The organism is Variovorax sp. YR634 (assembly GCF_900106655.1).
Taxonomy (GTDB): domain Bacteria; phylum Pseudomonadota; class Gammaproteobacteria; order Burkholderiales; family Burkholderiaceae_C; genus Variovorax.
Map to the genome: position 1 here is coordinate 114,333 of NZ_FNOL01000003.1, position 23,628 is coordinate 137,960.

Consider the following 23,628-nt stretch of genomic DNA (forward strand, 5'->3'; position numbering starts at 1 on the left):
GTTTCACGAAAGCCGTATGTGATGTTTCGCGCCAAATTATCGGTCCCCAGCTGGATCGCGCTCAGCGCGGCGGCTCTGCTGGCAGCTGGCTGCTCGTCGACCTCCGTCGACAAGACTGCCAACTGGAGCCCCAACCGCATCTACTCTGAAGCCAAGGAAGAGGCCGGATCGGGCGCCTACGACAAGGCCGTTCCGCTCTACGAGAAGCTCGAAGGCCGCGCTGCCGGCACACCGCTCGCGCAGCAGGCGCAGCTGGAAAAGGCCTACGCCCAGTACAAGTCGGGCGAAAAGGCGAGCGCCATCGCCACCATCGACCGCTTCATGAAGTTGCATCCGGCGAGCACGGCTCTCGACTACGCGCTGTACCTCAAGGGCGTGATCAACTTCAACGACGACCTCGGCATGTTCGCGTTCATGACGCGCCAGGACCTGTCCGAGCGCGACCAGAAGGCCGCCAAGGAATCGTTCGAATCGTTCAAGGACCTCGTCACGCGCTTCCCCGATTCGCGCTACGCCCCTGACGCGCGCCAGCGCATGAACTACATCGTGAACTCGCTCGCGCAGTACGAAGTTCACGTGGCACGCTACTACTACTCGCGCGGCGCCTACCTGGCAGCCATCAACCGGGCCCAGATTGCACTGGCCGACTACCGCGAAGTGCCGGCGCTCGAAGAAGCCCTGTTCATCATGGTGAAGTCGTACGACGCCCTCGGCATGAAGGACCTGCGCGACGACGCCCAGCGCGTGCTGACCACCAACTATCCGCAGAGCACCTACCTCGCTAACGGTTTCAAGGGCAAGGACGACCCTTGGTGGAAGCTCTGGTAAGCCACCAGAGCACGCGCTCTTCCTGGCCAGAAGCTAGGTCTTGAGCGCGTCCAGCGCGGCCTCGAAATCCGATTCGTTTTCGAGCCGCCGCATCGGCGGCAGCGCCGACAGCAACCGGCGGCCATAGCCCATGGCCACCAGCCGCGTATCGCAGATCGCCAGCACACCGCTGTCGGTTTCCCGCCGAATCAACCGCCCCGCCCCCTGCTTGAGCGCCACGGCCGCCTCGGGCAGCGAATAGTCGGCAAACGAACTGCGCCCCTGTGATTCCAGGCGCTGCGAGCGCGCCTCGACCAACGGATCGTTCGGCGGCGGGAACGGCAGCTTGTCGATCACCACCAGCTGCAGCGCATCGCCCGGCGCATCGAAGCCCTCCCAGAACGAAGCCGATGCCACCAGCACGCAGCCAGCCCGCCCGGCGCTCGCGCCTTCGCGAAAGCGGTCCATCAGCACGCGCTTGGGCAGCTCGCCCTGCACCAGCACTTCGGGCCGCACCTGTGCGTCGAGCAGTTCGAACTGCTGCTTCATCGCATCGCCGATGGTGCGCAGCGCGCGCAGCGTGGTCGTCAGCACCAGCGTGCGACCGCCAAGCTCCGTCGCACCGCGCGCAGCCAATTCCGCGACGCGCTGGCTGTGCGACGGATCGTTGGGCTTGGGAAACGCGCGAGGCACATAGAGCGCGGCCTGCGAGGCATAGTCGAACGGGCTCTGCACGCGCAGCACTTCCGCGTCCTGCAGTCCGCAAGGCTCGGTGAACCAGCGCAGCGTGGGCTCATCGCCCAGCGTGGCCGAGGTGAAGACCCAGGCGCGGCCGCTGTCTTCCTGCACCGCCGCTGCCTCGCGCGCCGGCCGCTCACCGTAACCGTCGAGATCTTCGTCGTCGTCATCGTCGCCAACATCAGCGTCTGCGTCGACGATCTTGAGCACCCGCTTGCGCATGGCATCGGCGATGTCCAGCGGCGATTCGATGAGCCGCAACTGCGTGCCGACGTCGACCCAACGCACCGAATCGACCTCGCATGGCAAGGCGAAGCGCGCCGTGCGTTTCGCGAGTTGGCGAGCCCGCTCGTGCAGCCGCACGAAGTCGGGCGAGATTTCGCTGACGGTGGCAAGCCCCTCTGCAGCCAGCTCGAACGCGTGCAGCAGATCGTCCAATGCGCGCTGCCATGCGTCGGGATCGATGCCCTCGGGCGACGCACCCAGCCAGCGCAGCTTGGCGCCCGGCCATTGCTTGCCGACCACCAGCCGCAGTTCGCGCGCAGCCCGTTCGAGCGCGCCGACCAGTTGCTGCCAGTCGACGAGGCCGCGCGCATGCTGCAAGCCGGCCGCCAGCATGTCGCGCGCGAAGTCGAGCGCCTGGCCGCTGCCGAGCTGCGCGCCAAGAAACTGCACGCCGGTTTCGTTGAGCTGGTGGGCTTCGTCGAACACCACCACGCTCACTGTCGGCAGCAGCTCGGCCATGCCGGTCTCGCGCACCGCGAGGTCGGCAAAGAAAAGATGGTGGTTGATGACCACGATGTCGGCCGCCAGCGCCTCGCGCCGCGCCAGGTTGACATGGCAGGGCTTGAACTGCGGGCATTGCGCGCCCAGGCAGTTCTCTCGCGTGGAGGTGATCAGCGGAATCAGCGGCGAGCGCTCGTCGAGCCCCGGCAACTCGGCCAGGTCGCCCGTGCGCGTGGCCTTCGACCACTGCTCGATCTTGGCGAGCGTGCGCAGGCTGCCGCGCTCCGGCAATGAAGCGTCATGGCGCGCCTGGTCGAGCCGGTGCAGGCACAGGTAGCTGGCGCGCCCCTTGAGCAGCGCCGTGCGCACCGGCAGGCCGAAAGCTTCGACAAGACGCGGCAGGTCACGGCCGAACAGCTGGTCCTGCAGCGTCTTGGTGGCGGTCGACAGCAGCACGCGCTCGCCGCTCAGCAGGGCCGGCACGAGGTACGAAAAGGTCTTGCCCACCCCGGTGCCCGCCTCGACCACCAGCACGCCGCCCTGGTCGATGGTGCGGGCCACGGCCATTGCCATTTCGGTCTGGCCCGAGCGTTCGCGGAACTGGTCGGCGGCACGCGACAGCGCACCGTCCTGCGCGAAGGCGTCGCGCACCTTGTCTTCAAGCGCACCTGTCACGCCGGCTCTTTCGGATCGAGGTCGTTTTCGAGGCGCGTGATCTGGTCTCGCAGCGCGAGGCGGCGCTTTTTCAGGCGCCGCAGCAGCAGCTCGTCTTGCGGCGAGCCCTCGGCCAGCCGGTCGATGGTGGCGTCGAGGTCGGCGTGCTCGATACGCAGTTCGATCAGCTGACGGGAAAGGGAGTGAAGATTGGAGTCCAACGGTGGGGAGCGCACGCGAGGTTTTTGCGGCACATGTTCATTCGATAATACGTCCTGACACGAATCTCCGAGCAGACAGAAACACGCGCTTCAGGCGCATATGCCTCATGACCCAAGGCTTTCGACTCGCCGCGGCCACCGGACTCCACAAGGGAGACCGCCCGTACCAACAAGACCAGGTGCTGCTGATGAGCCATCCGCGCGTGCCTGGCTGCGTGCTGGGCATCGTGGCCGACGGCATGGGCGGCCGCAGCGGCGGGCGCAAGGCCTCCGACCAGGTGCTGATGACGGCACGCCAGCTCTTCACCCGCTACCAGCCCGGCCGCGACGACCCGGAAGCCGTGCTGAAGCAGATCCTCGAAGACTCGCACACGGTCATCAAGCTCACCGCCGTCTCCAGCGAACAGGAGCCGCACAGCACGCTGGCGGCCTTCCTCATGACCCCCAAGGGCGACTGCGCCTGGATCCACGCCGGCGACTCGCGCATCTATCACTTCCACGACGGCCAGCTCATCAGGCGCACGCGCGACCATTCGTACGTGCAGGTGCTGATCGATCGCGGCCAGATCACCGAGGCCGAGGCCAACATCCATCCGCAGGGCAACATCCTGCTCGGCTGCCTGGGCATGACGACCACGCCGCCGCCCATCGACCCCTACTACATCCCGAAGCTGGCGCCGGGCGACCTGCTGATGGCTTGCAGCGACGGGCTCTGGCACTACTTCAGCCCGGAAGAACTGGCGAGCGTGCTGTATGCACAGCCGCCGCGCGATGCGGTCGAAATCCTGGTGGGTGAAGCGCGCCGCCGCGCCCGGGGCACGGGCGACAACATCTCGATTGCCGTTCTGAAGCTCGATCCGCTGCCGGTCGCCGCCTGAGCGGTGCCCGGTCAGGGTCAGGGCGTGGGCGACGAAGCTGCCGGCGCCGGCAATGGTGCCCCGCGCGGCTTGCTGCGGTTGGCATTCTGCCGCTCGCGGCTGGCCCTGTGCTCTTCGGCGCGTTTCTGCTTGTCTTCGAAACGCTTGGCGGCCGTGGGCGCCTCGGCCTGACGCTGGGCCGCCTTGGCCTGCTCATCGGCATGCGCCTGCTGCTTGGACTGGAACTGGCGCTCGCGCTCGGCCGCCTCGGCCGCTGTAGCCGCGCGGCTGGTCGCGTGGTCGGCAGCGCGCTGCTCGCGCTCCTTCTGGCCCTGGATCGACTGTTCCTGCTTCTCGCGAGAGTCCTGCGGGCGCTGGGTGCCAGCCTTCTGGTCGAGCTTCTGCAGCTCGGCCGCGCCGCTGCGCTGGCGCAGGATGTCGTTGATCGCGGTTTCCTGCCGCTTGATGTTGTCGGTTTCCGTGCGGCGACGGCTGCGGCTCTCGCGCAGGCAGTCTTCCACCGCGAACTTCTTGTAGCAGGCAGCCCGCTCTTCGACGAAGCGCTTCTCGATGGCCTCGCGCTCGGTGGAAAGCCGGCGCTTTTCGCCCTCGAGGTCGGCATTGCCCGCGGCGGCGTTGGACTGCGCCCACAGCGGCAGGCTGGCCAACGTCATGAGCAGGGCAAGAGCGAATTTTTTCATGTGAGTCGGGTGTCGACGATGCGGCGTTCCAGGGCGAGAAACTCGCTCGATTGCATTTCGGTGAGCCGGGAAACCGTGCGCGGAAACTCGTGCGACAGCGGCCCCTCGGTGTACAACGCCTCGGGCGGAACCTCAGCCGACATGATGAGCTTGCAGCGCCGGTCGTACAAGACGTCGACCAGCCAGGTGAAACGACGTGCTTCCGAAGCCATGCGCACCGGCATGTGCGGCACATCGGACAGCAGCACCGTGTGGAACTGGCTCGCGATTTCGAGATAGTCGTTCTGCGAACGCGGACCACCGCACAGCGTCTTGAAATCGAACCAGACCACGCCGCCGGCCTTGCGCCGCGCGCGGATCTCGCGTTGCTCGATGTGCAGCACCGGGTTTTCGTCGGCCGTCTCGGCCAGCTTGTCGAAGGCCTTGCGCATTTCCTTCTCGGCCACCGCGTCATTCGGCGTGAGGTACATGCGCAGTTGTTCGAGCGTGCGGCGCCGGTAGTCGGTGCCGTTGTCGACGCTCAGCACTTCGAGCTTTTCGTTCAGCAGTGAAATGGCCGGCAGGATGCGGTCGCGGTGCAAGCCACCGGGATACAGATCGTCCGGCTTGAAATTCGAGGTGGTGACGAAACCCACGCCGTTCTCGAACAGCGACACCAGCAGCCGATGAAGAATCATCGCGTCGGTGATGTCCGCCACGTGGAACTCGTCGAAGCAGATCAGCTTGTAGCGCTTGGAAATGCGAAGCCCAAGCTCGTCGAGCGGATTGACCGTGCCCTGCAACTCGCGCAGTTCGCGGTGCACCTCGCGCATGAATTCGTGAAAGTGCAGGCGCGTCTTGCGCCGCAGCGGCACAGCGTTGAAGAACAGGTCCATCAGGAAGCTCTTGCCCCGCCCGACGCCACCGTACATGTAGACGCCGCGCGGAAGCTCCGGCCGGTTGATGAACTTCTTCAGCGCATTCGAGCGCTGGGCCTTGTACTCGGCCCATTCGTTGGCGCAGCGATCCAGCGCCTCCACGGCGTGCAGTTGCGCTGGATCGCTGTGGAACCCGCGCGCTGCGAGTTCCGCCTCATAGGCCTGTTTGACGCTGGTCAAAAGAAAGATCGCGAGATCAGAAGTTCAGCGTGCGCTTGTCCACGGCGAGTGCCGCTTCCTTCGTTGCTTCCGACAGCGACGGGTGAGCGTGGCAGATGCGCGCGATGTCTTCGGCGCTGGCCTTGAACTCCATCGCCACGACGGCTTCGGAGATCAGCTCGCTGGCCTGCGGGCCCACGATGTGCACGCCCAGGATCTCGTCGGTGGCAGCATCGGCCAGGAACTTGACCATGCCGGTCGTGTCGCCCAGCGCGCGCGCGCGGCCATTCGCGAGGAACGGGAAGGTGCCGGCCTTGTAGGCGCGGCCCGCGGCCTTGAGCTGCTGCTCGGTCTGGCCGACCCACGCGATCTCGGGGTTGGTGTAGATCACCCACGGGATCGTGTTGAAGTTGACGTGACCGTGCTGGCCCGCAATGCGCTCCGCCACTGCAACGCCCTCTTCCTCGGCCTTGTGCGCCAGCATCGGGCCGCGCACCACGTCGCCGATGGCCCAGACGTTGGGCAGGCTCGTCTTGCACTCGTCGTCCACGGCAATGGCGCCGCGCTCGTCGAGCTTCAGGCCCACGGCTTCGGCGTTCAGGCCGATGGTGTTGGGCACGCGGCCGATCGACACGATCAGCTTGTCGACTTCCAGCGTCTGGGCTTCGCCCTTGGCATTGGTCCACGCAACGCTCACGCCCTTCTTCGACGACTTGATCTCGCCGACCTTCACGCCGAGTTCGATCTTGAGCTTCTGCTTGTCGAAGGCCTTCTTGGCTTCCTTGGCGATCTGCTCGTCCACCGCGCCCAGGAAGGTCGGCAGTGCTTCGAGCACCGTGACTTCCGCGCCGAGGCGACGCCACACCGAACCCATTTCGAGGCCGATGACGCCCGAGCCGATCAGGCCCAGCTTCTTCGGCACCGCGCCGATGCGCAGCGCGCCGTCGTTCGAGAGGATGTTCTCCTCGTCGAACGGCGCACCGGGCAGTGCGCGGGCGTTGGAGCCCGTGGCCACGATGATGTGCTTGCCGCTGATCGACTCTTCGGCGGCGCCCGCCACCTTGATCTCATAGCCGGCTTCGTCGGTCTTCACGAACGAGCCACGGCCATGGAAGAAGGTGATCTTGTTCTTCTTGAACAGGTACAGGATGCCGTCGTTGTTCTGCTTCACGACCTGGTCCTTGCGGGCCAGCATCTTGTCGAGGTCGAGGCCCAGGCCTTCGACCTTGATGCCGTGGTCGGCAAAGTGGTGGCCGGCCTGGTCGAAATGCTCCGACGATTGCAGCAGCGCCTTCGACGGGATGCAGCCGACGTTGGTGCAGGTGCCGCCCGGTGCGGGGCCGCCCTTGCCGTTCTTCCACTCGTCGATGCAGGCGACGTTGAAGCCGAGTTGCGCGGCGCGAATAGCCGCGATGTAGCCGCCGGGGCCGCCACCGATGACGACGACGTCGAATTGCTTGTTTGCCATCTGGTTCTTTCTCCTCAGATGTCGAACAGCAGGCGCGACGGGTCTTCCAGCGCTTCCTTCATGGCAACCAGGCCCAGCACGGCTTCGCGGCCGTCGATGATGCGGTGGTCGTAGCTCATGGCAAGGTAGTTCATCGGACGGATCACGATCTGGCCGTTTTCAACCACGGCGCGGTCCTTGGTGGCGTGCACGCCCAGGATGGCCGACTGGGGCGGGTTGATGATCGGGGTCGAGAGCATCGAGCCGAAGGTGCCGCCGTTCGAGATGGAGAACGTGCCGCCGGTCATGTCTTCGATGCCCAGCTTGCCGTCTTGCGCCTTCTTGCCGAACTCGGCGATCTTCTTCTCGATGTCCGCAAAGCTCATCTGGTCGGCGTTGCGCAGGATCGGCACCACCAGGCCGCGCGGCGAACCGACGGCAATGCCGATGTCGAAGTAGCCGTGGTACAGGATGTCGTTGCCGTCGACCGAGGCGTTGATCACCGGGTACTTCTTCAGCGCATGCACAGCGGCCTTCACGAAGAAGCTCATGAAGCCGAGCTTCACGCCGTGTTCCTTGGTGAAGTTGTCCTGGAAGCGCTTGCGCAGCTCCATGACGGGCGCCATGTTGACTTCATTGAACGTGGTCAGGATGGCGTTGGTCGACTGCGATTGCAGCAGGCGCTCGGCGATGCGAGCGCGCAGGCGGCTCATCGGCACGCGCTGTTCCGGACGCTCGCCCAGGTCGGGTGCGCCGGTCGGTGCAGCGACTTGCGGCAGAGCCGGCTTGGCGGCCGGTGCCGCGATGGTGGCGGCAGCCGCGGCAGGCTTGGCGCCCGAGGCAACAGCGCCGAGCACGTCGCCCTTGGTGACGCGGCCGTCCTTGCCGGTGCCGGCAACGTCGCTGGTCTTCAGGTTGTTGTCGGCCAGCAGCTTGGCTGCGGCGGGCATGGCCACGTCGGACTTCGAACCACCGGTGGCGGCTGCAGCTGCTGCCGGGGCAGGCGCGGCGGCAGCCGGAGCTGCTGCTGCGGGCGCTGCCGCCGGGGCGCCAGCCGAAGCCTTGCCTTCGGTGTCGATCTTGGCGATCAGCTGATCGGCCACCACGGTGGCGCCATCGGGCTGCACGATTTCGGCCAGCACGCCAGCCGAAGGCGCGGGCACTTCGAGCACGACCTTGTCGGTCTCGATCTCGATCAGGATTTCATCGACGGCGACGGCTTCGCCGGCCTTCTTCTTCCACGTGAGCATGGTGGCTTCGGCCACGGATTCGGAAAGCTGGGGGACTTTGACTTCTACGATAGACATTTGGAGTGAGCTCCGTTTTGTTCTTCAGGGTATTCGTGTGAAAGGAAACTGGTTTTACTTGGTCAGCACGAAGCCCTTGAGCTTGCCAAACGCGCCATCGACGAGCGCCTTCTGCTGTTCCTGGTGCAGGTGCGAGTAGCCCACCGCCGGCGATGCCGAAGCGGCACGGCCGGAGTAGCCGAGCTTCTGGCCGTCCTGCATGTTTTCGTGGATGTAGTGCTGCACGAAGAACCAGGCGCCCTGGTTCTGCGGCTCGTCCTGGCACCAGACCACGTCGACGAGGTTGGGGTACTTCTTGATCTCGGCGGCGAATGCCTTGTGCGGGAACGGATAGAGCTGCTCGACGCGGATGATCGCCACGTCTTCGTCGCCGCGTTCTTCGCGCTTCTTGGCCAGGTCGTAGTACACCTTGCCCGAGCAGGCGATCAGGCGCTTGACCTTCTCGGCCTTCAGGCCCTTGCTGTCGGGAATGACGGTCTGGAAGCTGCCCTTGGTGAACTCGGACAGCGGCGAGGTCGCGTCCTTGTTACGCAACAGCGACTTCGGCGTCATGATGATCAGCGGCTTGCGCAGGTTGCGCACCATCTGGCGGCGCAGCACGTGGAAGATCTGGCTGGCCGTGGTCGGCTGCACCACCTGCATGTTGGTGTCGGCGCTCAGCTGCATGAAGCGCTCCAGGCGTGCCGAGCTGTGCTCGGGGCCCTGGCCTTCGTAGCCGTGCGGCAGCATCATCGTGATGCCGTTGACGCGGCCCCACTTCACTTCGCCCGAGGCGATGAACTGGTCGATCACCACTTGCGCGCCGTTCACGAAGTCGCCGAACTGGGCTTCCCAGATGACGAGCGTGTTCGGGTCGTTCGAGGCGTAGCCGTATTCGAACGCGAGCACGGCTTCTTCCGACAGGATCGAGTCGATCACGACGAACGGAGCCTGGTTGTCGGCCACGTTCTGCAGCGGCGTGTAGGTGCCGGTGTCGAACTTCTCGCGGTTCTGGTCGTGCAGCACGGCGTGGCGGTGCGTGAACGTGCCGCGGCCCGAGTCTTCACCCGACAGGCGCACCGGGTAGCCGCTGGCCACCAGCGAGGCGAAGGCCATGTGCTCGCCCATGCCCCAGTCGACGTTGACGTCGCCGCGGCCCATGGCGGCGCGGTCGTCCAGCACCTTCTTCACGAGCGGATGCACCGTGAAGCCTTGCGGCACGGTGGTGATCTTCTCGGCCAGGCGCTTCCATTCGGTGGACGGGATGGCGGTATCGCCGGCGTCGGTCCACTTCTTGTTGAGGTACGGGCTCCAGTCGACGGCGTACTTGCTCTTGAAGTTGGTGAGCACGGGGTCGACGGTGTTCTTGCCTTCGTCGAAGGCGGCGCGCTGCGCCTTGACCATGTCGTCGCCGAGCGTGTCGCCCAGGCCTTGAGCGGCCAGCTTGTCGGCGTACAGCTTGCGCGTGCCGGGGTGCTGGGCGATCTTCTTGTACATCAGCGGCTGGGTGAGCGAAGGCGTGTCCTGCTCGTTGTGACCCAGCTTGCGGAAGCAGATGATGTCGACGACCACGTCCTTCTGGAATTCCATGCGGAAGTCCAGCGCGATCTGGGTGGCGAGCACCACGGCTTCGGGATCGTCGCCGTTCACGTGCAGCACCGGCGCTTCGATCATCTTGACGATGTCCGAGCAGTACAGCGTCGAGCGGCTGTCGCGCGGGTCGCTGGTGGTGAAGCCGATCTGGTTGTTGATGACGATGTGCACCGTGCCGCCAGTGGAGTAGCCACGGGTTTCGGCCAGCGCCAGCGTTTCCATCACGACGCCCTGGCCTGCGAAGGCGGCGTCGCCGTGCACGATCACGGGCAGCACCTGCTTGCCCAGCGGGTCGCCGCGGCGGTCCATGCGGGCGCGCACCGAGCCTTCGACCACGGGGTTCACGATTTCAAGGTGCGAGGGGTTGAACGCGAGGCTCAGGTGCACCGGGCCGCCGGGGGTGGTCACGTCCGAGCTGAAGCCCTGGTGGTACTTGACGTCGCCGCTGGGCAGGTCTTCGGGGGCGGTGTGGTCGAACTCGGCGAACAGGTCGGCCGGCATCTTGCCGAGCGAGTTGACCAGCACGTTCAGGCGGCCGCGGTGGGCCATGCCGATCACGATCTCCTGCACGCCCTTGACGCCGGCCTGGTTGATCAGCTCGTCCATGGCGACGATGAAGCTTTCGCCGCCTTCGAGCGAGAAGCGCTTCTGGCCGACGTACTTGGTGTGCAGGAAGCGCTCGAGGCCTTCTGCCGCGGTCAGGCGGTTGAGCACATGCTTCTTCTGCTCGGCGCTCAGCTTGGGGTTGGTGCGGGCGCTTTCGAGCCGCTGCTGCCACCAGCGCTTGTGGTTCTGGTCGGTGGTGTACATGTACTCGGCGCCCATCGTGCCGCAGTACGTTTCGCGCAAGGCGTTGAGCAGGTCGCGCAGCGACATGGTCTCCTTGCCGAAGAAGGTGTTGCTGGTGTTGAACACCGTCTCGAGGTCCGCGTCGGTGAAGCCGTAGAACGAGGGCTCGAGTTCCGGAATGGCGGGACGCTCGGCGCGCTTGAGCGGGTCGAGGTCGGCCCAGCGGGCGCCGACGTTGCGGTAGGCGGCAATCAGCTGCTGGACGGAAGTGCGCTTGCGGCCGAGTTCGGAATCGGCGCCGCTGGCCTGCACGACCTTGGTCGTGCCCTGCTTCGCGCGTTCGGCGAAAGCGTTGATGACCGGCAGGTGCGGGACGTCGCGGGTGTTGGTGCCGTCGGCGGCGGGAACGTTCTGCAACGCGTCGAAATACGAACGCCAGTTGTCAGGCACGCTGCCGGGGTTGGAGAGGTAGTTCTCGTACATCTCCTCGACATAGGGCGCATTGCCGCCGAAGAGGTACGTGTTGCCTTGATAGGCGGTATACGCCGATGGCGTCGATGAATCGCTCATGATCCGCTGACCTTCGCTTCCCTGAAGGAAGCACTAGCTGGTTAAGAAACCTTCCGCGACACGGCTGAACCGATTGGCGGATGCGACTGTGGCTGGGGAAGGGCCTGAGTACCTTGGCATTGTGCCACGTCAACCATATGACGGTTCGACGGGGCTTCGCAACCCCCTGCCCTGCTCACTCAGCCCGAAGAAAGTAACTGTTTGATCTGCTGCAGCGTGGCGGGGTCGTCGATGGTGGTGAGGTCGCCGGGGTCGCGCTGCTCGCACACGGCCTGGATGGCGCGGCGCAGCAACTTGCCGCTGCGGGTCTTGGGCAGGCCGCTGACGAAGCGCACGCGGGCCGGCCGCGCCAGGGCGCCGAGCTGGTCGGCGACTACTTTCATGATCTCGCCTTCGAGCTTGAGTGCCACGTCGGCGTCAATCACGGCCTTGCCGTCCCTGGGGACCACGAAGGCCATCGCGACCTGCCCCTTCAGGGCATCGGCCACGCCGACCACCGCCACTTCGGCCACGTTGGAATGGCCCGAAATGCTTTCCTCAATCTCGCGCGTGCCAAGGCGATGGCCCGCCACGTTGATCACGTCGTCGGTGCGCCCGAGGATGTAGAAATAGCCATCCTCGTCGCGAATGCCCCAGTCGAAGGTCGAATAAACCATCTTGCCGGGCACGCTTTTCCAGTACGTATTGACGAAGCGCGCGTCGTCCTTCCACACGGTCTGCATGAAGCCCGGCGGGGTCGGCCCCTCGACCACGACCACGCCCTTTTCGTTCGCGCCGGTCAGCTCTTCGCCGGTCGATTCGTGCAGGATCTTGATGCTGTAGCCGTACATCGGCACGCCCGGGCTGCCGAACTTGCTGGCCTTGGCCTCCACACCGTTGGCGATCGTGATCATCGGCCAGCCCGATTCGGTCTGCCAGTAGTTGTCGATGATCGGCACGCCCAGGCCTTCGCTGATCCAGCGGGCGGTCGGCTCGTCGAGCGGCTCGCCGGCCAGGAACAGCGCGCGCAGTGTCGACAGGTCGTGTTTTTTCAGCAGTGCCGGATCCTGCTTCTTGAGCACGCGCACGGCCGTGGGCGCGCTGAACATCACCGTGACCTTGTATTTCTCGACAAGGCGCCACCAGATGCCGCCATCGGGCTGCCGGTCGATGCCCTGCGTGGGCAGGCCCTCGTACATGATCGTCGCCATGCCGGCGATCAGCGGGCCGTAGACGATGTAGCTATGGCCCACCACCCAGCCGATGTCGCTGGTGGAGAAGTAGGTTTCCCCGGGCCGGCCATCGAAGATGTGCTTCATGCTCGCAGCCAGCGCGACCGCATAGCCGCCCACGTCGCGCTGCACGCCCTTGGGCTTGCCGGTCGTGCCGCTCGTGTAGATGGTGTAGCTGATGTCGGTGGAGGCGAGCCACGTGCAAGGCACCTTGGCATCGATGTGCTTCTGCCGCAGTTCGGCGGCGAGATGGTCACGACCCGCCGTCAGTTCCATCGGCGCGAGACTGCGGTCGGTCAGCAGCACCGCCGAAGGCTTGTGCTTCGACAGCCGGATCGCCTCGTCGAGCAGCGGCTTGTATGCGATGACCTTGCCGCCGCGCGAGCCGGCATCGGCGCTCACGATCACCTTGGGCTCGGCGTCTTCGATGCGCGTGGCCAGCGAGCCGCTCGCGAAGCCGCCGAACACCACGCAGTGGATCGCGCCGATGCGCGCGCAGGCCAGCATGGCAAAGGCGGCTTCCGGAATCATCGGCATGTAGATGAGCACGCGGTCGCCCTTGCCCACACCCAGCTCGACAAGGCTGGCGGCAGTGCGCTGCACCTCGGCGTGCAGCTCAGTGAAGCTGTAGCTCTTCTCGACGCCGGTTTCGGTGGAAACGAAGATCAGCGCGGGCTGGTCGCCTCGTGCCGCCAGATGACGGTCGATGGCGTTGTGGCAGAGGTTGGTCGTGCCGCCCACGAACCAGCGCGCGAACGGCGGCTGGCTGGCGTCGAGGATCTGTTGCGCGGGCGCCTGCCAGTCGATCAGCTTCGCCTGCTCGGCCCAGAAGGCCTCGGGCGCATCGACGGATTGGCGATAGAACTCTTCGTAGCGGCTCATCTTGATTTGTCTCCTGTTATTCGTTCCGTTCCGGCGGCAGCGCCAAAACTGAATTCATAATTATGGAGACCGATCTTGCAGCAAGCTGACGGCCGGAACAATCCGGCCGAGCCCTGCCGCGCAGGCTGCAGGGCCTGCGGTGCGATTACCGGACGAGAGAAAGCAATTCAGGAAATGCGGGGTGCTCCGCCGTGCGCAGCCACTCGAAGCCGACCATCTCGGTCGTCACGAGCTCGGCGCCGGCGCCGGCCAGCCGGTCGAAGGCGGCGTCACGGTTGCGCTCGGTGCGCGAACTGCAGGCATCGGTGACGACCCAGACTTCGAATTCGTCTTCCAGCAGGTCGAGCGCGGTCTGCAGCAGGCAGACATGGGCTTCGCAGCCGGCGATCACGATGCTGTTGCGCTCCTCGGCCGCGGCAGCGGGCTTCTGCAGATGCTTGGGCAGGCTGCGTGCGTTGCCCTGCGGCGCCTTGGCCGGCACGCGCAGCCACTCGCCCAGGCCCTCTTCCACGCCGCTGAAATGCATCTTCGACAGGGTGCGCTGGCACAGCGCACGGATGTCGGGCAGGTTCTCGCCCAGGCTGGAGGGGTTGTGCTCGGTGCCGAACACCGGCACCTGGAACAGCCGCGCCATCTTGCCGAGCCGCACTGCGTTCTGCGCGACCGCCTCCCCCTCGAAGATCGCCGGCATCAGCCGCGCCTGGTAGTCGACCAGAACGAGTTGGGATTGCGAGGCGTCGAGCAGCATGAACAGTTTCTTTCAGGTATCGGTTGAATTGGGCTGAACCGTACCACCGAAAAGACCGGCTTGGCGCGGGCCGCCATCGACGCGTTGCACGAGTTGCGCCACGTAGGCTTTGAACAGCGCATCGGCCGACTGCCTGAACATGCGGATGCGCCCGGTGTGCTGCATCAGCAGCAGGCCGACGCCGTGTGCGAAGAGCGAAGTGTTTTCCTGCAGGGCGCTGTTCGCATCGAGCCCCATCGCCTGCAGCGCTTCTTCGCACGGGCGCAAGGCCTGGTAGAGATGGTCATTCAGTTCGTGATCGAGCTCGCTGGTCAGGCCGCGCGGGCGCATGCCCTGCACCAGATAGAAGCCCAGGTCGAGTTCGCGCGGGTTCGCGGCGTAGAAGTCGAACCACGCCTGGGCCTTGGCGGCGAGCGTCTGGTCGGGGCTGTCCGGCGCCACGGGGGCATCGGCCACGGCCGCCTGCAAACGCTGTATCGACTCGCCGAGCAAGGCCGCGTAGATCGCCTCCTTGCTCTCGAAGTACGAATAGATCGCGCCCGGCGTGTAGCCGGCCTTGCGGGCAATTTCGCGAATGCTCGCACCTTCGATGCCGGCCTCCAGGAAGACCGCGCGAGCGGCGTCGAGCACGAGCGTGCGGCGGGCGTCGGTGAGCGCCTGGCGGCGTTGGAGCTTGGCGTGCATGGGCGGGACTATAGCCCCTGGATTGATCGCTGCTCCATTTTTTTAATCGTTGATTGAAAAATTGAACGGTGTTTAAATTTAGGCCAGAACCAGGAGACAAGCACGATGAACGCCCCGCTCCCCAGCGCCACCCTCATGTCCGGCACCGACTACCGCGAGTCGCTGCGCCGCTACACCCCCAACGTCTTCGTCGACGGCCGCCGCGTCGACAGCGTGGCCGACGAACCGGCCTTCCAGCCCGGCATCAATGCCATCGCCCTCACCTACGACTACGCCCTGAAGAAGGAATACGAGCCGCTGATGACCGCCGTGCAGCACACCAGCGGCAAGCGGGTCAACCGGCTGTCCCACATCAACACGGGCTCCGGTGACCTGCTCAACAAGCTCGAGGCCGTGCGGCTGGTCTGCCAGGAAACAGGCTGCGCCCAGCGCTATCTGACGCACGATGCGCTCAACGCCATCGCCCAGGTGTCGGCACGCATCGACGACGCCCGCGGCAGCACCGAGCACACCGCCCGCTTCCACGACTACCTGCACCGCGTGCAGGACCAGGACCTGACGCTGGGCGTTGCCATGACCGACGCCAAGGGCGACCGCAGCCGCCGGCCGCACGAGCAGGCCAACGTCGACAGCTACCTGCACGTGGTGGAGCGCAACGCACGCGGCATCGTCATCTCGGGCACCAAGGCCATCGTGACCGGCGCGCCCTATGTGCACGAACTGTTGGTCATGCCCTGCCGCAACATGGGCAAGGAAGACGCAGATTTCGCCGTCTGCTGCGCCGTGCCGCTGGACGCGCCCGGCCTCACCATCGTCGCCCGGCCAGCCGGCCGGCCCGGTGAAAAGCTCGAGCACGGCGATGCGCTTTTCAGCCGCAAGTACGGCCAAAGCACCGGCGTGTGCATGTTCGACAGGGTCTTCGTGCCGTGGGAGCGCGTGTTCTACGCCGGCGAATGGGAGCACTCCGGCCACCTGACCTACAGCTACGCCACGCACCACCGCCACAGCTGCATCGGCGCCCGCGCCGGCTTCGGCGACCTGCTGATCGGCGCCGGCGCACTGATGTGCGAGGCCAACGGCTTCGACCCGGGCAAGGAAAGCCACCTGCGCGAGCAGATGGTCGAGCTCATCACCATCACCGAGAGTTTCTTCGCCTGCGGCGTGGCGGCCAGCGTCTACGGCAAGGCCGACGAGCACTGCGACGTCTTCATGCCCGACCCGGTATTCAGCAACATCGGCAAGCTGCTGCTGGCCACGAAGATCTACGACATGCACCGCATCGCGCACTACGTGAGCGGCGGCCTGATCGTCACCCTCCCCGGCCCCGACGAAGACCACAACCCCGAGACCGCCGCCCGCCTGTCAGACGTGCTGCGGGCCAACCCGGCCATTCCCTACGAACAGCGCATCGAAACGGCCCGCTTCATCGAAGACCTGACGGCTGGCTATCAGGGCGGCTGGTACAGCGTGATCAGCCTGCACGGCGGCGGTTCGCCCGCAGCGATGAAGCAGGAAATCTGGCGCAACTACCCCGTCGGCTCCAAGGTCGAGTTGGTCGAACGCATCCTCGAACGCGGCATCGCGGCCGACGGCTCGCCCGCCGCCGCGCCGCACGACCCGGGCCGTGCCATCACCAGCAACCGCCAGCCCGGCAAATGCTGCGACACCGGCTGCACCACGCCCGGGCAACCCGTGATGGTCGATCTGCCGGCATCGCGGCGCGCCTAGACTCAGGCGGATGAAGATCTTCTCGAAGCGGCTGTGCCTCGCAGCGCTGGGCGTGGGTGCCGCGCTGCTCGTCGTGGCCTGCGGCGGCGTGCGCAAAGCCACGGCGCCGATGGCGACCTCGCTCGAAAAAAGCAGCTGTGCGCGCAGCGATGTCGACACGCTGCTGGTGATGCTTCCCGGCGCGTACTCGACGCCCGACGAGTTCGAGCGCGAAGGCTTCGTCCGCGCCGTCCGCGACAACCGCATCGCGGCGGACGTGATGCTGGTCGACGCGCATCTCGGCTACTACAACAACAAGACCATCCTCGATCGCTTGAGCGCCGACGTGATGGCGCCGGCGCGCAACCAGGGCTACAAGCACATCTGGTTCGTCGGAATTTCCCTCGGCGGCTTCGGCGGAATGCTCTATGCGCAGACGCACCCGGGCGAGCTTGCGGGGCTGGTGACGCTCGCGCCCTACCTCGGCGAGCGCACGCTCGGCACCGACATCGCCAATGCCGGCGGCCTTGCCAAGTGGAACGGACCGCTTGTCGATCCGGCCGAGAGCCCTCCACGCACGCCCAACGAAACACAGCTCTGGCAATGGCTGCGCGGCTATACGGGATTCACGAACACGGCGGGCGCCCGGCCGCCGCTCTATCTCGGCTATGGCGTCGACGACCGCTTTGCCTTCAGCAACCGCTTGCTTGCGGAAGTGCTGCCGGCCGAACGCGCATTCACGACCGAGGGCGGCCACGACTGGCCCGAATGGACTCGCCTCTGGCGCCGCATGCTGCCGACCCTGCCGCTGCCGGGCTGCCCCGGCTGAACGCGCGGCGCTTCAATTCGGCCGCAGGCGCAGCAGCTTGCCATCCGCCTCGTCGGTCAGCACGTAGAGCAATCCGTCGGGCCCCTGCTTCACGTCGCGGATGCGGGCACGGCCCTCGGCCAGCAGCTTGTGCTCGGCCACTACCTTGCCGCCCTTCAATTCGATGCGGTCGAGGTAGCCGAACTTGAGCGAACCCACGAACAGATTGCCCTTCCAGCCCGCGCCATATCGGTCGCTGGTCAGAAACGCCATGCCGGACGGTGCGATCGACGGCACCCAGTAGTGCAGCGGCTGCTCCATGCCGTCTTTGGCGGTGATGCCGTCGCCGATCTTGCCGCCGCCGTAGTTCTCGCCGTAGGTGATCACGGGCCAGCCGTAGTTGCGGCCGGCCTGCGGGATATTGATTTCGTCGCCGCCTTGCGGGCCGTGCTCGGTCATCCAGAGGCGGCCGTCGGGCGCGAGCGTGGCGCCCTGCCCATTGCGGTGGCCGTAGCTCCAGATCTCTGGCAATGCACCCGCCTTGCCGACGAAGGGGTTGTCCTTGGGCGCCGCGCCGTCCTTGCCGATGCGCACGATCTTGCCAAGGTGGTTGTCGAGCTTCTGCGCATCTTCCTTGCGGCTGAAACGGTCGCCGAGCGTGAGGAACAGCGTGCCGTCGCGCGCCTCGACGATGCGGCAGCCGAAGTGATTGCGGCTCGCCACCTTGGGCTGCTGGCTGAAGATGATTTTCAGGTCTTCGAGCTTCGTGCCGTCGGCCGACAGATTGGCGCGGGCCAGCGCCGTGCTGTTGGCTGAGCCGCCCGCGTCGGGTTCGGAGAAGCAAAAGTACAGCGTGCGGTTTTTCTCGAAGCCCGAGTCAGCCAGCACGTCGAGCAAGCCACCTTGGCCGCCCGCCGCGATAGGAGGCAAACCTGTGATGGGTGCGCCGATCTTCCCGTCGGCACCGATCAGCCGGAGGCGGCCGGGCCGCTCCGTCACCACAAATCGACCGCCCGGCAGAAAGGCGACGCCCCAAGGGTTTTCCAGGCCCGCAGCCACTGTTTCGGGGCGCATCTGCGCCATCGCATTGACACAAAAACCCAGCGTGGCAACCGCTGCAAAGCGGTAAACAAGAGAAAAGGACGGCTGGATCTGCAAGTTCATGACTTTTCCGGGTAGTTGCGGCGATCTTGGCGAGAAATAGCGACCGAATCCAGCCTGACCGCCTGTTCACCCGAAGTCCGAGGGCCCATTCGCGGTCAACCACTTATGGGCAATAAACGTTCACCGTTACATTTTTTCTTCGGCCGGATCAAAATTTTTCATGTAAATCAATGACTTACAGATGCATTCGCTAATTCTGATTAAATTGACATAACCGCGCGTCATCAATATCCTACGCGCCATGCGTTTTTTCGTCCTACCCGCGTCCCTCCTATTTGCCGTCGCTGTTCATGCGGCCCCCCAACAGGAAAAAACCGATGACGAGTTGGCACGAATGCTCGCCGACAAAGGCATCATCGGACAGCTCAAGCAGGTTCGCCAAACCGTCACAGAGCGCACCTCCGACTTGGTGGTGACCGCCATCGGTTTCCTGGGCGTCCCCTATCGCCGCGGCGGCAACACCGCCGAATCGGGTTTCGATTGCAGCGGCTTCGTCCGTGCCATGTACAACCAGACGGTCGGCCACATGCTCCCGCGCCGCGCCGAAGAGCAAGCCGCCGCCACCGAGAAGATCGACGCCAGCCAGCTCAAGCCCGGCGACCTCGTGTTCTTCAACACCATGCGCCGCGCCTTCAGCCATGTCGGCATCTATGTCGGCGAAGGCAAGTTCATCCACTCGCCCCGCTCCGGCGCGCAGGTTCGCGTGGAAGACATGAACGGCAGCTACTGGCAACGCCGCTTCGACGGCGCCCGCCGCGTGCTCGGCGGCCCGACGGATGAAGTGAAGGCTGCGGCCGTCGCCAATACCGGCAACTGAGCCTCCCCCCGAATTCAGAACGAAAAAAATCCCGCCTTGGCGGGATTTTTCATGGGCGCTCGATCAGCAGCGCCCTTCTGTCTTGTCAGCCCTTCTTCGCAGGCGGCAGATCGGTACAGGTACCGTGCGCCACTTCCGCCGCCATGCCAATGCTTTCGCCCAGCGTCGGATGCGGGTGGATGGTCTTGCCGATGTCGATCTCGTCCGCACCCATCTCGATGGCCAGCGCGATCTCTCCGATCATGTCGCCGGCATGCGTGCCGACGATGCCGCCGCCAAGGATGCGGTGCGTCTCGGCGTCGAACAGCAGCTTGGTGAAACCTTCGTCACGGCCGTTGGCGATGGCGCGGCCCGAAGCAGTCCACGGGAAGTGGCCCTTCTTGACCTTGATGCCTTCGGCCTTCGCCTGGTCTTCAGTGAGGCCGACCCACGCCACCTCGGGGTCGGTGTAGGCCACGCTCGGGATCACGCGGGCGTTGAAGGCGGCGCTGGAAAGCTCCTTGTCGCCCTTCTGCTCGCCGGCAATGACTTCGGCCGCCACATGCGCCTCATGCACCGCCTTGTGCGCCAGCATGGGCTGACCCACGATGTCGCCGATGGCGAAGATGTGGGGCACGTTGGTACGCATCTGGATGTCGACTGGAATGAAGCCGCGGTCGCTCACGGCCACGCCGGCCTTCTCGGCACCGATCTTCTTGCCGTTGGGGCTGCGGCCCACGGCCTGCAGCACCAGGTCGTACACCTGCGGCTCCTTCGGCGCCTGCTCGCCCTCGAAGGTGACCTTGATGCCCTCCTTCGTGGCTTCGGCGCCGACCGTCTTGGTCTTGAGCATGATGTTGTCGAAGCGCGGCGCGTTCATCTTCTGCCAGACCTTCACGAGGTCGCGGTCGGCGCCCTGCATGAGGCCGTCGAGCATTTCGACCACGTCCAGGCGCGCGCCCAGCGTGGAATACACCGTGCCCATTTCCAGGCCGATGATGCCGCCGCCCAGCACCAGCATGCGCTTGGGGTCGGTGCCCATCTCGAGCGCGCCGGTCGAGTCGACCACGCGCGGGTCCTTCGGCATGAAGGGCAGGCTCACCGACTGCGAACCGGCCGCGATGATCGCGTTGCGGAACTTCACGGTCTGCTTGCTGCCCGTGGTGTCCCAGCTGGCGCCGGAGGTTTCTTCGACCTCGATGTGGTACGGGTCGATGAAGTTGCCGACGCCGCGCAGCACCGTCACCTTGCGCATCTTGGCCATGGCCGTGAGGCCGCCGGTGAGCTTGCCCACCACCTTGTTCTTGTGGCCGAGCAGCTTGGCGCGGTCGACAGTGGGCGCGGCAAAGCTGACGCCGAGGTCGGCGAAGTGCTTGACCTCGTCCATGACGGAAGCCACGTGCAGCAGCGCCTTCGACGGGATGCAACCGACGTTCAGGCACACGCCGCCGAGGGTGGCGTAGCGCTCGATCAGCACGACCTTCAGGCCGAGGTCGGCTGCGCGGAAAGCGGCCGAATAGCCGCCGGGGCCGGCGCCGAGCACGATCACGTCGCACTCGACGTCGACCTTGCCGCCGTAGGTGGATGCCACGGGTGCCGATACCGGAGCCGGCGCAGCCGCCTTCGGTGCCGGGGCTGCAGCCGCTGGCGCAGGCGCCGCCGCTGCGGGCGCGGACGCCGCGGCGCCGCTCACCTCCAGCGTCAGCACGACCGAGCCTTCCTTGACCTTGTCGCCCACCTTCACGGCCAGCGCCTTCACCACGCCGGCAGCGGACGACGGAATCTCCATCGAGGCCTTGTCCGATTCGACCGTGATCAGCGACTGCTCGGCCTTGACCGTGTCTCCGACATTGACCAGCACCTCGATCACCGCGACTTCGTCGAAGTCGCCGATATCGGGCACCTTGATTTGTTGTTCGCTCATTTGGACACTTTCAGTTTGAGTGTGAGAACGTCGACCGGTGGGGCCGAATTGCGATCGAATTCGCAGGCGGCGGCAATGCCTGCCTCCGCCACGTCGCGCGAGCTGCGCGACTTGATGTCATAGGCCGCGTGCATGGCGCCGAGTGCGAAGCTGCGTCCCGAGCCGATGGCCCAGAACTCCTTGAACTCGAACACCTCGCGGTAGCTGTAGATGCCGTAGATGCCGCTCTGGTTGGCCATCAGCATCGTGAACTGGCTCGACTCGTAGGGCTCGTGCTCGTCTTCCTTGGTCTGCATGAAGAACGTGTCCTTCAGCACCGGATGCAGCATCGTGAAGGTGCGGAAGATCTCGTGCTTGCTGCCGAACAGCAGTTTCTCGCGCTCCTGCGCGGCCAGCGCGTGCTGCAGCACCAGGAAGTGCGCGGCGGCGCCGGCCATCGCGAACAGGCTGGTGCCCGCCGCGTCCTCGACGGTGAAGATCTTCTGGTTGGCTTCGGCGCGGTGCGAAAGCCGCGTGTCGCCGAAGGTCACCAGAGAATCGGCTGCCATCGTGACCTGGCCGCCTTTGCGGACGGCCACTACGGTGGTCATAGCAGGATTCGACGGTAGTCCGCGAGCACCTGACCCAGGTAGGCGTTGAAACGCGCAGCCAGGGCGCCGTCGATCACGCGGTGGTCGTACGACAGCGACAGCGGCAGCGTGAGACGCGGCACGAACTGCTTGCCGTCCCACACCGGCTTCATCTGGCCCTTGGAGAGGCCGAGGATGGCCACTTCAGGAGCGTTGATGATGGGCGTGAAGTGCGTGCCGCCGATGCCGCCGAGCGAGCTGATCGAGAAGCAGCCGCCCTGCATGTCGGCCGAGCCGAGCTTGCCGTCGCGCGCCTTCTTGGCGAGTTCGCCCATCTCGGCGCTGATCTGCAGGATGCCCTTCTTGTCGGCATCTTTCAGCACCGGCACCACGAGCCCGTTGGGCGTGTCGGCCGCAAAGCCGATGTGGAAGTACTGCTTGTAGACCAGCTGGTCGCCGTCGAGGCTGGCGTTGAAGTCGGGGAACTTCTTCAGCGCCGAAACCACCGCCTTGATCACGAAGGCCAGCATCGTGACCTTGACGCCCGACTTCTCGTTCTCCTTGTTGGTGGAAACGCGGAAGGCTTCGAGCTCGGTGATGTCGGCTTCGTCGTTGTTGGTGACGTGCGGAATCATCACCCAGTTGCGGTGCAGGTTCGCGCCGCTGAGCTTCTTGATGCGCGACAGGTCCTTGCGCTCGACCGCGCCGAACTTGGTGAAGTCGACCTTCGGCCATGGGATCAGGCCCAGCGCCGCGCCATCAGCGCCGCCACCTGCCGGCGCCTTGGCCGCCGAGGCCTTGGTGCTGGCCTGGCCACTCATCACGGCCTTGGTGAAGCTCTGGACGTCTTCCTGCGTGATGCGGCCCTTGGGACCGGAGCCCTTGACCTCTTCGAGCGGCACGCCGAGTTCGCGGGCGAACTTGCGCACCGAGGGCGAGGCGTGCGGCAGGCTGGCGCTGGGCACGACCGTCGGCTGGTGGGCCGGGGCGGCTGCAGCAGGCGCCGATGCGGCGGCCGCCGGTGCGGGCGCGCTGGCGGATGCGGTTGCCGGTGCGGCAGCCTGCGCAGGCGCCGGGGCTGCAGCACCCGCAGCACCTTCAAGCACGGCAATCAGGTCACCGATGTTGACCGTGTCGCCCACCTTGACCTTGAGTTCCTTGAGCACGCCGGCAGCCGACGACGGAATCTCCATCGAGGCCTTGTCCGACTCCACCGTGATCAGCGACTGTTCGACCTTGATCGCGTCGCCCGGCTTCACAAGCACTTCAATGACGGCGACGTCCTTGAAATCGCCGATGTCCGGCACCTTGATCTCGACCGGGCCCGAGGCTGCCGGGGCGGCAGCAGGAGCTGCGGCGGCCGGCGCAGGCGCGGCGGCTGCGGGGGCCGCTGCAGGCGCAGGGGCCGGCGCTGCAGCAGCACCCGCTCCCTCGGCCTCGAGCACGAGCACCACCGAGCCCTCCTTCACCTTGCTGCCGACTTCGACCTTCAGTTCCTTGACCACACCGGCCGTGGACGACGGGATTTCCATCGACGCCTTGTCCGATTCGACCGTGATGAGCGACTGTTCGGCCTTGACCGTGTCGCCCACCTTCACGAGCACCTCGATCACCGCGACTTCATCGAAATCGCCGATGTCCGGCACCTTCACTTCCACTGCTGCCATATC

At 65.6% G+C, this 23,628-nt stretch carries 19 protein-coding genes; 5 read left to right on the forward strand and 14 right to left on the reverse strand.

From position 1 onward, the window contains the following. The first annotated feature begins 21 nt into the window (after positions 1 to 21). Entirely contained in the window at positions 22 to 828 is an 807-nt protein-coding gene (locus BLV60_RS07295) for an outer membrane protein assembly factor BamD (protein ID WP_093052233.1), read from the forward strand. A gap of 33 nt (positions 829 to 861) precedes the next feature. Here BLV60_RS07295 and BLV60_RS07300 read toward each other — a convergent pair whose 3' ends face one another. Together BLV60_RS07300 and BLV60_RS07305 are read right to left on the reverse strand one after the other, a co-directional pair. After that, positions 862 to 2,946 carry an ATP-dependent DNA helicase gene (locus BLV60_RS07300; RefSeq protein WP_093052236.1) on the reverse strand — a complete coding sequence of 695 codons (2,085 nt, stop codon included), beginning with the start codon at positions 2,944 to 2,946 and terminating at the stop codon, positions 862 to 864. Continuing rightward, positions 2,943 to 3,146 (reverse strand): YdcH family protein, encoded by a 204-nt coding sequence (locus tag BLV60_RS07305; protein ID WP_093052238.1) that lies wholly within the window; start codon positions 3,144 to 3,146, stop codon positions 2,943 to 2,945. The genes BLV60_RS07300 and BLV60_RS07305 overlap by 4 nt, the downstream gene beginning before the upstream one ends. 107 nt (positions 3,147 to 3,253) lie before the next feature. On the opposite strand from BLV60_RS07305, the gene BLV60_RS07310 reads away from it, so the two are divergent. Next, a complete protein-coding gene (locus BLV60_RS07310) occupies positions 3,254 to 4,024 on the forward strand; it encodes a PP2C family protein-serine/threonine phosphatase (RefSeq protein WP_093052241.1) in 771 nt (256 codons plus the stop codon). A gap of 17 nt (positions 4,025 to 4,041) precedes the next feature. Here the strand turns inward: BLV60_RS07310 and BLV60_RS07315 are convergent, their stop codons facing one another. From BLV60_RS07315 to BLV60_RS07350, 8 genes are all read right to left on the reverse strand, one after another. After that, positions 4,042 to 4,704, reverse strand: coding sequence for a hypothetical protein (locus BLV60_RS07315; protein ID WP_093052244.1), 663 nt, complete (start codon positions 4,702 to 4,704; stop codon positions 4,042 to 4,044). After that, positions 4,701 to 5,801 (reverse strand): cell division protein ZapE, encoded by a 1,101-nt coding sequence (gene zapE, locus BLV60_RS07320; protein ID WP_093052246.1) that lies wholly within the window; start codon positions 5,799 to 5,801, stop codon positions 4,701 to 4,703. The genes BLV60_RS07315 and zapE overlap by 4 nt, the downstream gene beginning before the upstream one ends. A gap of 16 nt (positions 5,802 to 5,817) precedes the next feature. Beyond that, positions 5,818 to 7,248 (reverse strand): dihydrolipoyl dehydrogenase, encoded by a 1,431-nt coding sequence (lpdA, locus tag BLV60_RS07325; RefSeq protein ID WP_093052249.1) that lies wholly within the window; start codon positions 7,246 to 7,248, stop codon positions 5,818 to 5,820. Between the two features lie 14 nt (positions 7,249 to 7,262). Then, a complete protein-coding gene (odhB, locus tag BLV60_RS07330) occupies positions 7,263 to 8,534 on the reverse strand; it encodes a 2-oxoglutarate dehydrogenase complex dihydrolipoyllysine-residue succinyltransferase (RefSeq protein ID WP_093052252.1) in 1,272 nt (423 codons plus the stop codon). Between the two features lie 54 nt (positions 8,535 to 8,588). Then, positions 8,589 to 11,465, reverse strand: a complete 2,877-nt coding sequence (locus tag BLV60_RS07335; protein WP_093052255.1) for a 2-oxoglutarate dehydrogenase E1 component — start codon at positions 11,463 to 11,465, stop codon at positions 8,589 to 8,591. 179 nt (positions 11,466 to 11,644) lie between these two features. Beyond that, complete coding sequence (locus BLV60_RS07340) at positions 11,645 to 13,612, reverse strand: propionate--CoA ligase (RefSeq protein ID WP_256328907.1); 1,968 nt, start codon at positions 13,610 to 13,612, stop codon at positions 11,645 to 11,647. Between the two features lie 91 nt (positions 13,613 to 13,703). Further along, complete coding sequence (locus tag BLV60_RS07345; RefSeq protein WP_093052261.1) at positions 13,704 to 14,306, reverse strand: isochorismatase family protein; 603 nt, start codon at positions 14,304 to 14,306, stop codon at positions 13,704 to 13,706. A gap of 12 nt (positions 14,307 to 14,318) precedes the next feature. Next, on the reverse strand, positions 14,319 to 14,990 hold the full coding sequence (locus tag BLV60_RS07350) for a TetR/AcrR family transcriptional regulator (protein ID WP_093052264.1): 672 nt from the start codon (positions 14,988 to 14,990) through the stop codon (positions 14,319 to 14,321). Between the two features lie 105 nt (positions 14,991 to 15,095). Between BLV60_RS07350 and BLV60_RS07355 the strand changes: the two genes are divergently transcribed. Next, positions 15,096 to 16,718: a 4-hydroxyphenylacetate 3-hydroxylase family protein gene (locus tag BLV60_RS07355; protein WP_093052267.1), complete on the forward strand. Its 1,623-nt coding sequence runs from the start codon at positions 15,096 to 15,098 to the stop codon at positions 16,716 to 16,718. Positions 16,719 to 16,728: 10 nt separating this feature from the next. After that, on the forward strand, positions 16,729 to 17,526 hold the full coding sequence (locus BLV60_RS07360) for an alpha/beta fold hydrolase (RefSeq protein WP_093052270.1): 798 nt from the start codon (positions 16,729 to 16,731) through the stop codon (positions 17,524 to 17,526). Positions 17,527 to 17,538: 12 nt separating this feature from the next. On the opposite strand, the gene BLV60_RS07365 is transcribed toward BLV60_RS07360, so the two are convergent. Beyond that, positions 17,539 to 18,669, reverse strand: coding sequence for a PQQ-dependent sugar dehydrogenase (locus tag BLV60_RS07365; protein WP_093052273.1), 1,131 nt, complete (start codon positions 18,667 to 18,669; stop codon positions 17,539 to 17,541). A 241-nt stretch (positions 18,670 to 18,910) separates the two neighbouring features. On the opposite strand from BLV60_RS07365, the gene BLV60_RS07370 reads away from it, so the two are divergent. Then, the gene (locus BLV60_RS07370; protein WP_093052277.1) at positions 18,911 to 19,486 is read left to right on the forward strand and encodes a C40 family peptidase; all 576 of its coding nucleotides are present in this window, start codon (positions 18,911 to 18,913) and stop codon (positions 19,484 to 19,486) included. An 85-nt stretch (positions 19,487 to 19,571) separates the two neighbouring features. Here the strand turns inward: BLV60_RS07370 and lpdA (BLV60_RS07375) are convergent, their stop codons facing one another. From lpdA (BLV60_RS07375) to aceF, 3 genes are read right to left on the reverse strand one after another with little or no spacing between them, the layout of a single operon-like run. Continuing rightward, positions 19,572 to 21,389 carry a dihydrolipoyl dehydrogenase gene (gene lpdA / locus BLV60_RS07375; protein ID WP_093052280.1) on the reverse strand — a complete coding sequence of 606 codons (1,818 nt, stop codon included), beginning with the start codon at positions 21,387 to 21,389 and terminating at the stop codon, positions 19,572 to 19,574. Further along, positions 21,386 to 21,979 carry an Ntn hydrolase family protein gene (locus tag BLV60_RS07380; protein ID WP_093052283.1) on the reverse strand — a complete coding sequence of 198 codons (594 nt, stop codon included), beginning with the start codon at positions 21,977 to 21,979 and terminating at the stop codon, positions 21,386 to 21,388. Before BLV60_RS07380 ends, lpdA (BLV60_RS07375) begins: the two co-directional genes overlap by 4 nt. Then, positions 21,976 to 23,625, reverse strand: coding sequence for a dihydrolipoyllysine-residue acetyltransferase (gene aceF, locus BLV60_RS07385; protein WP_093052286.1), 1,650 nt, complete (start codon positions 23,623 to 23,625; stop codon positions 21,976 to 21,978). Before aceF ends, BLV60_RS07380 begins: the two co-directional genes overlap by 4 nt. Positions 23,626 to 23,628: the final 3 nt, after the last annotated feature.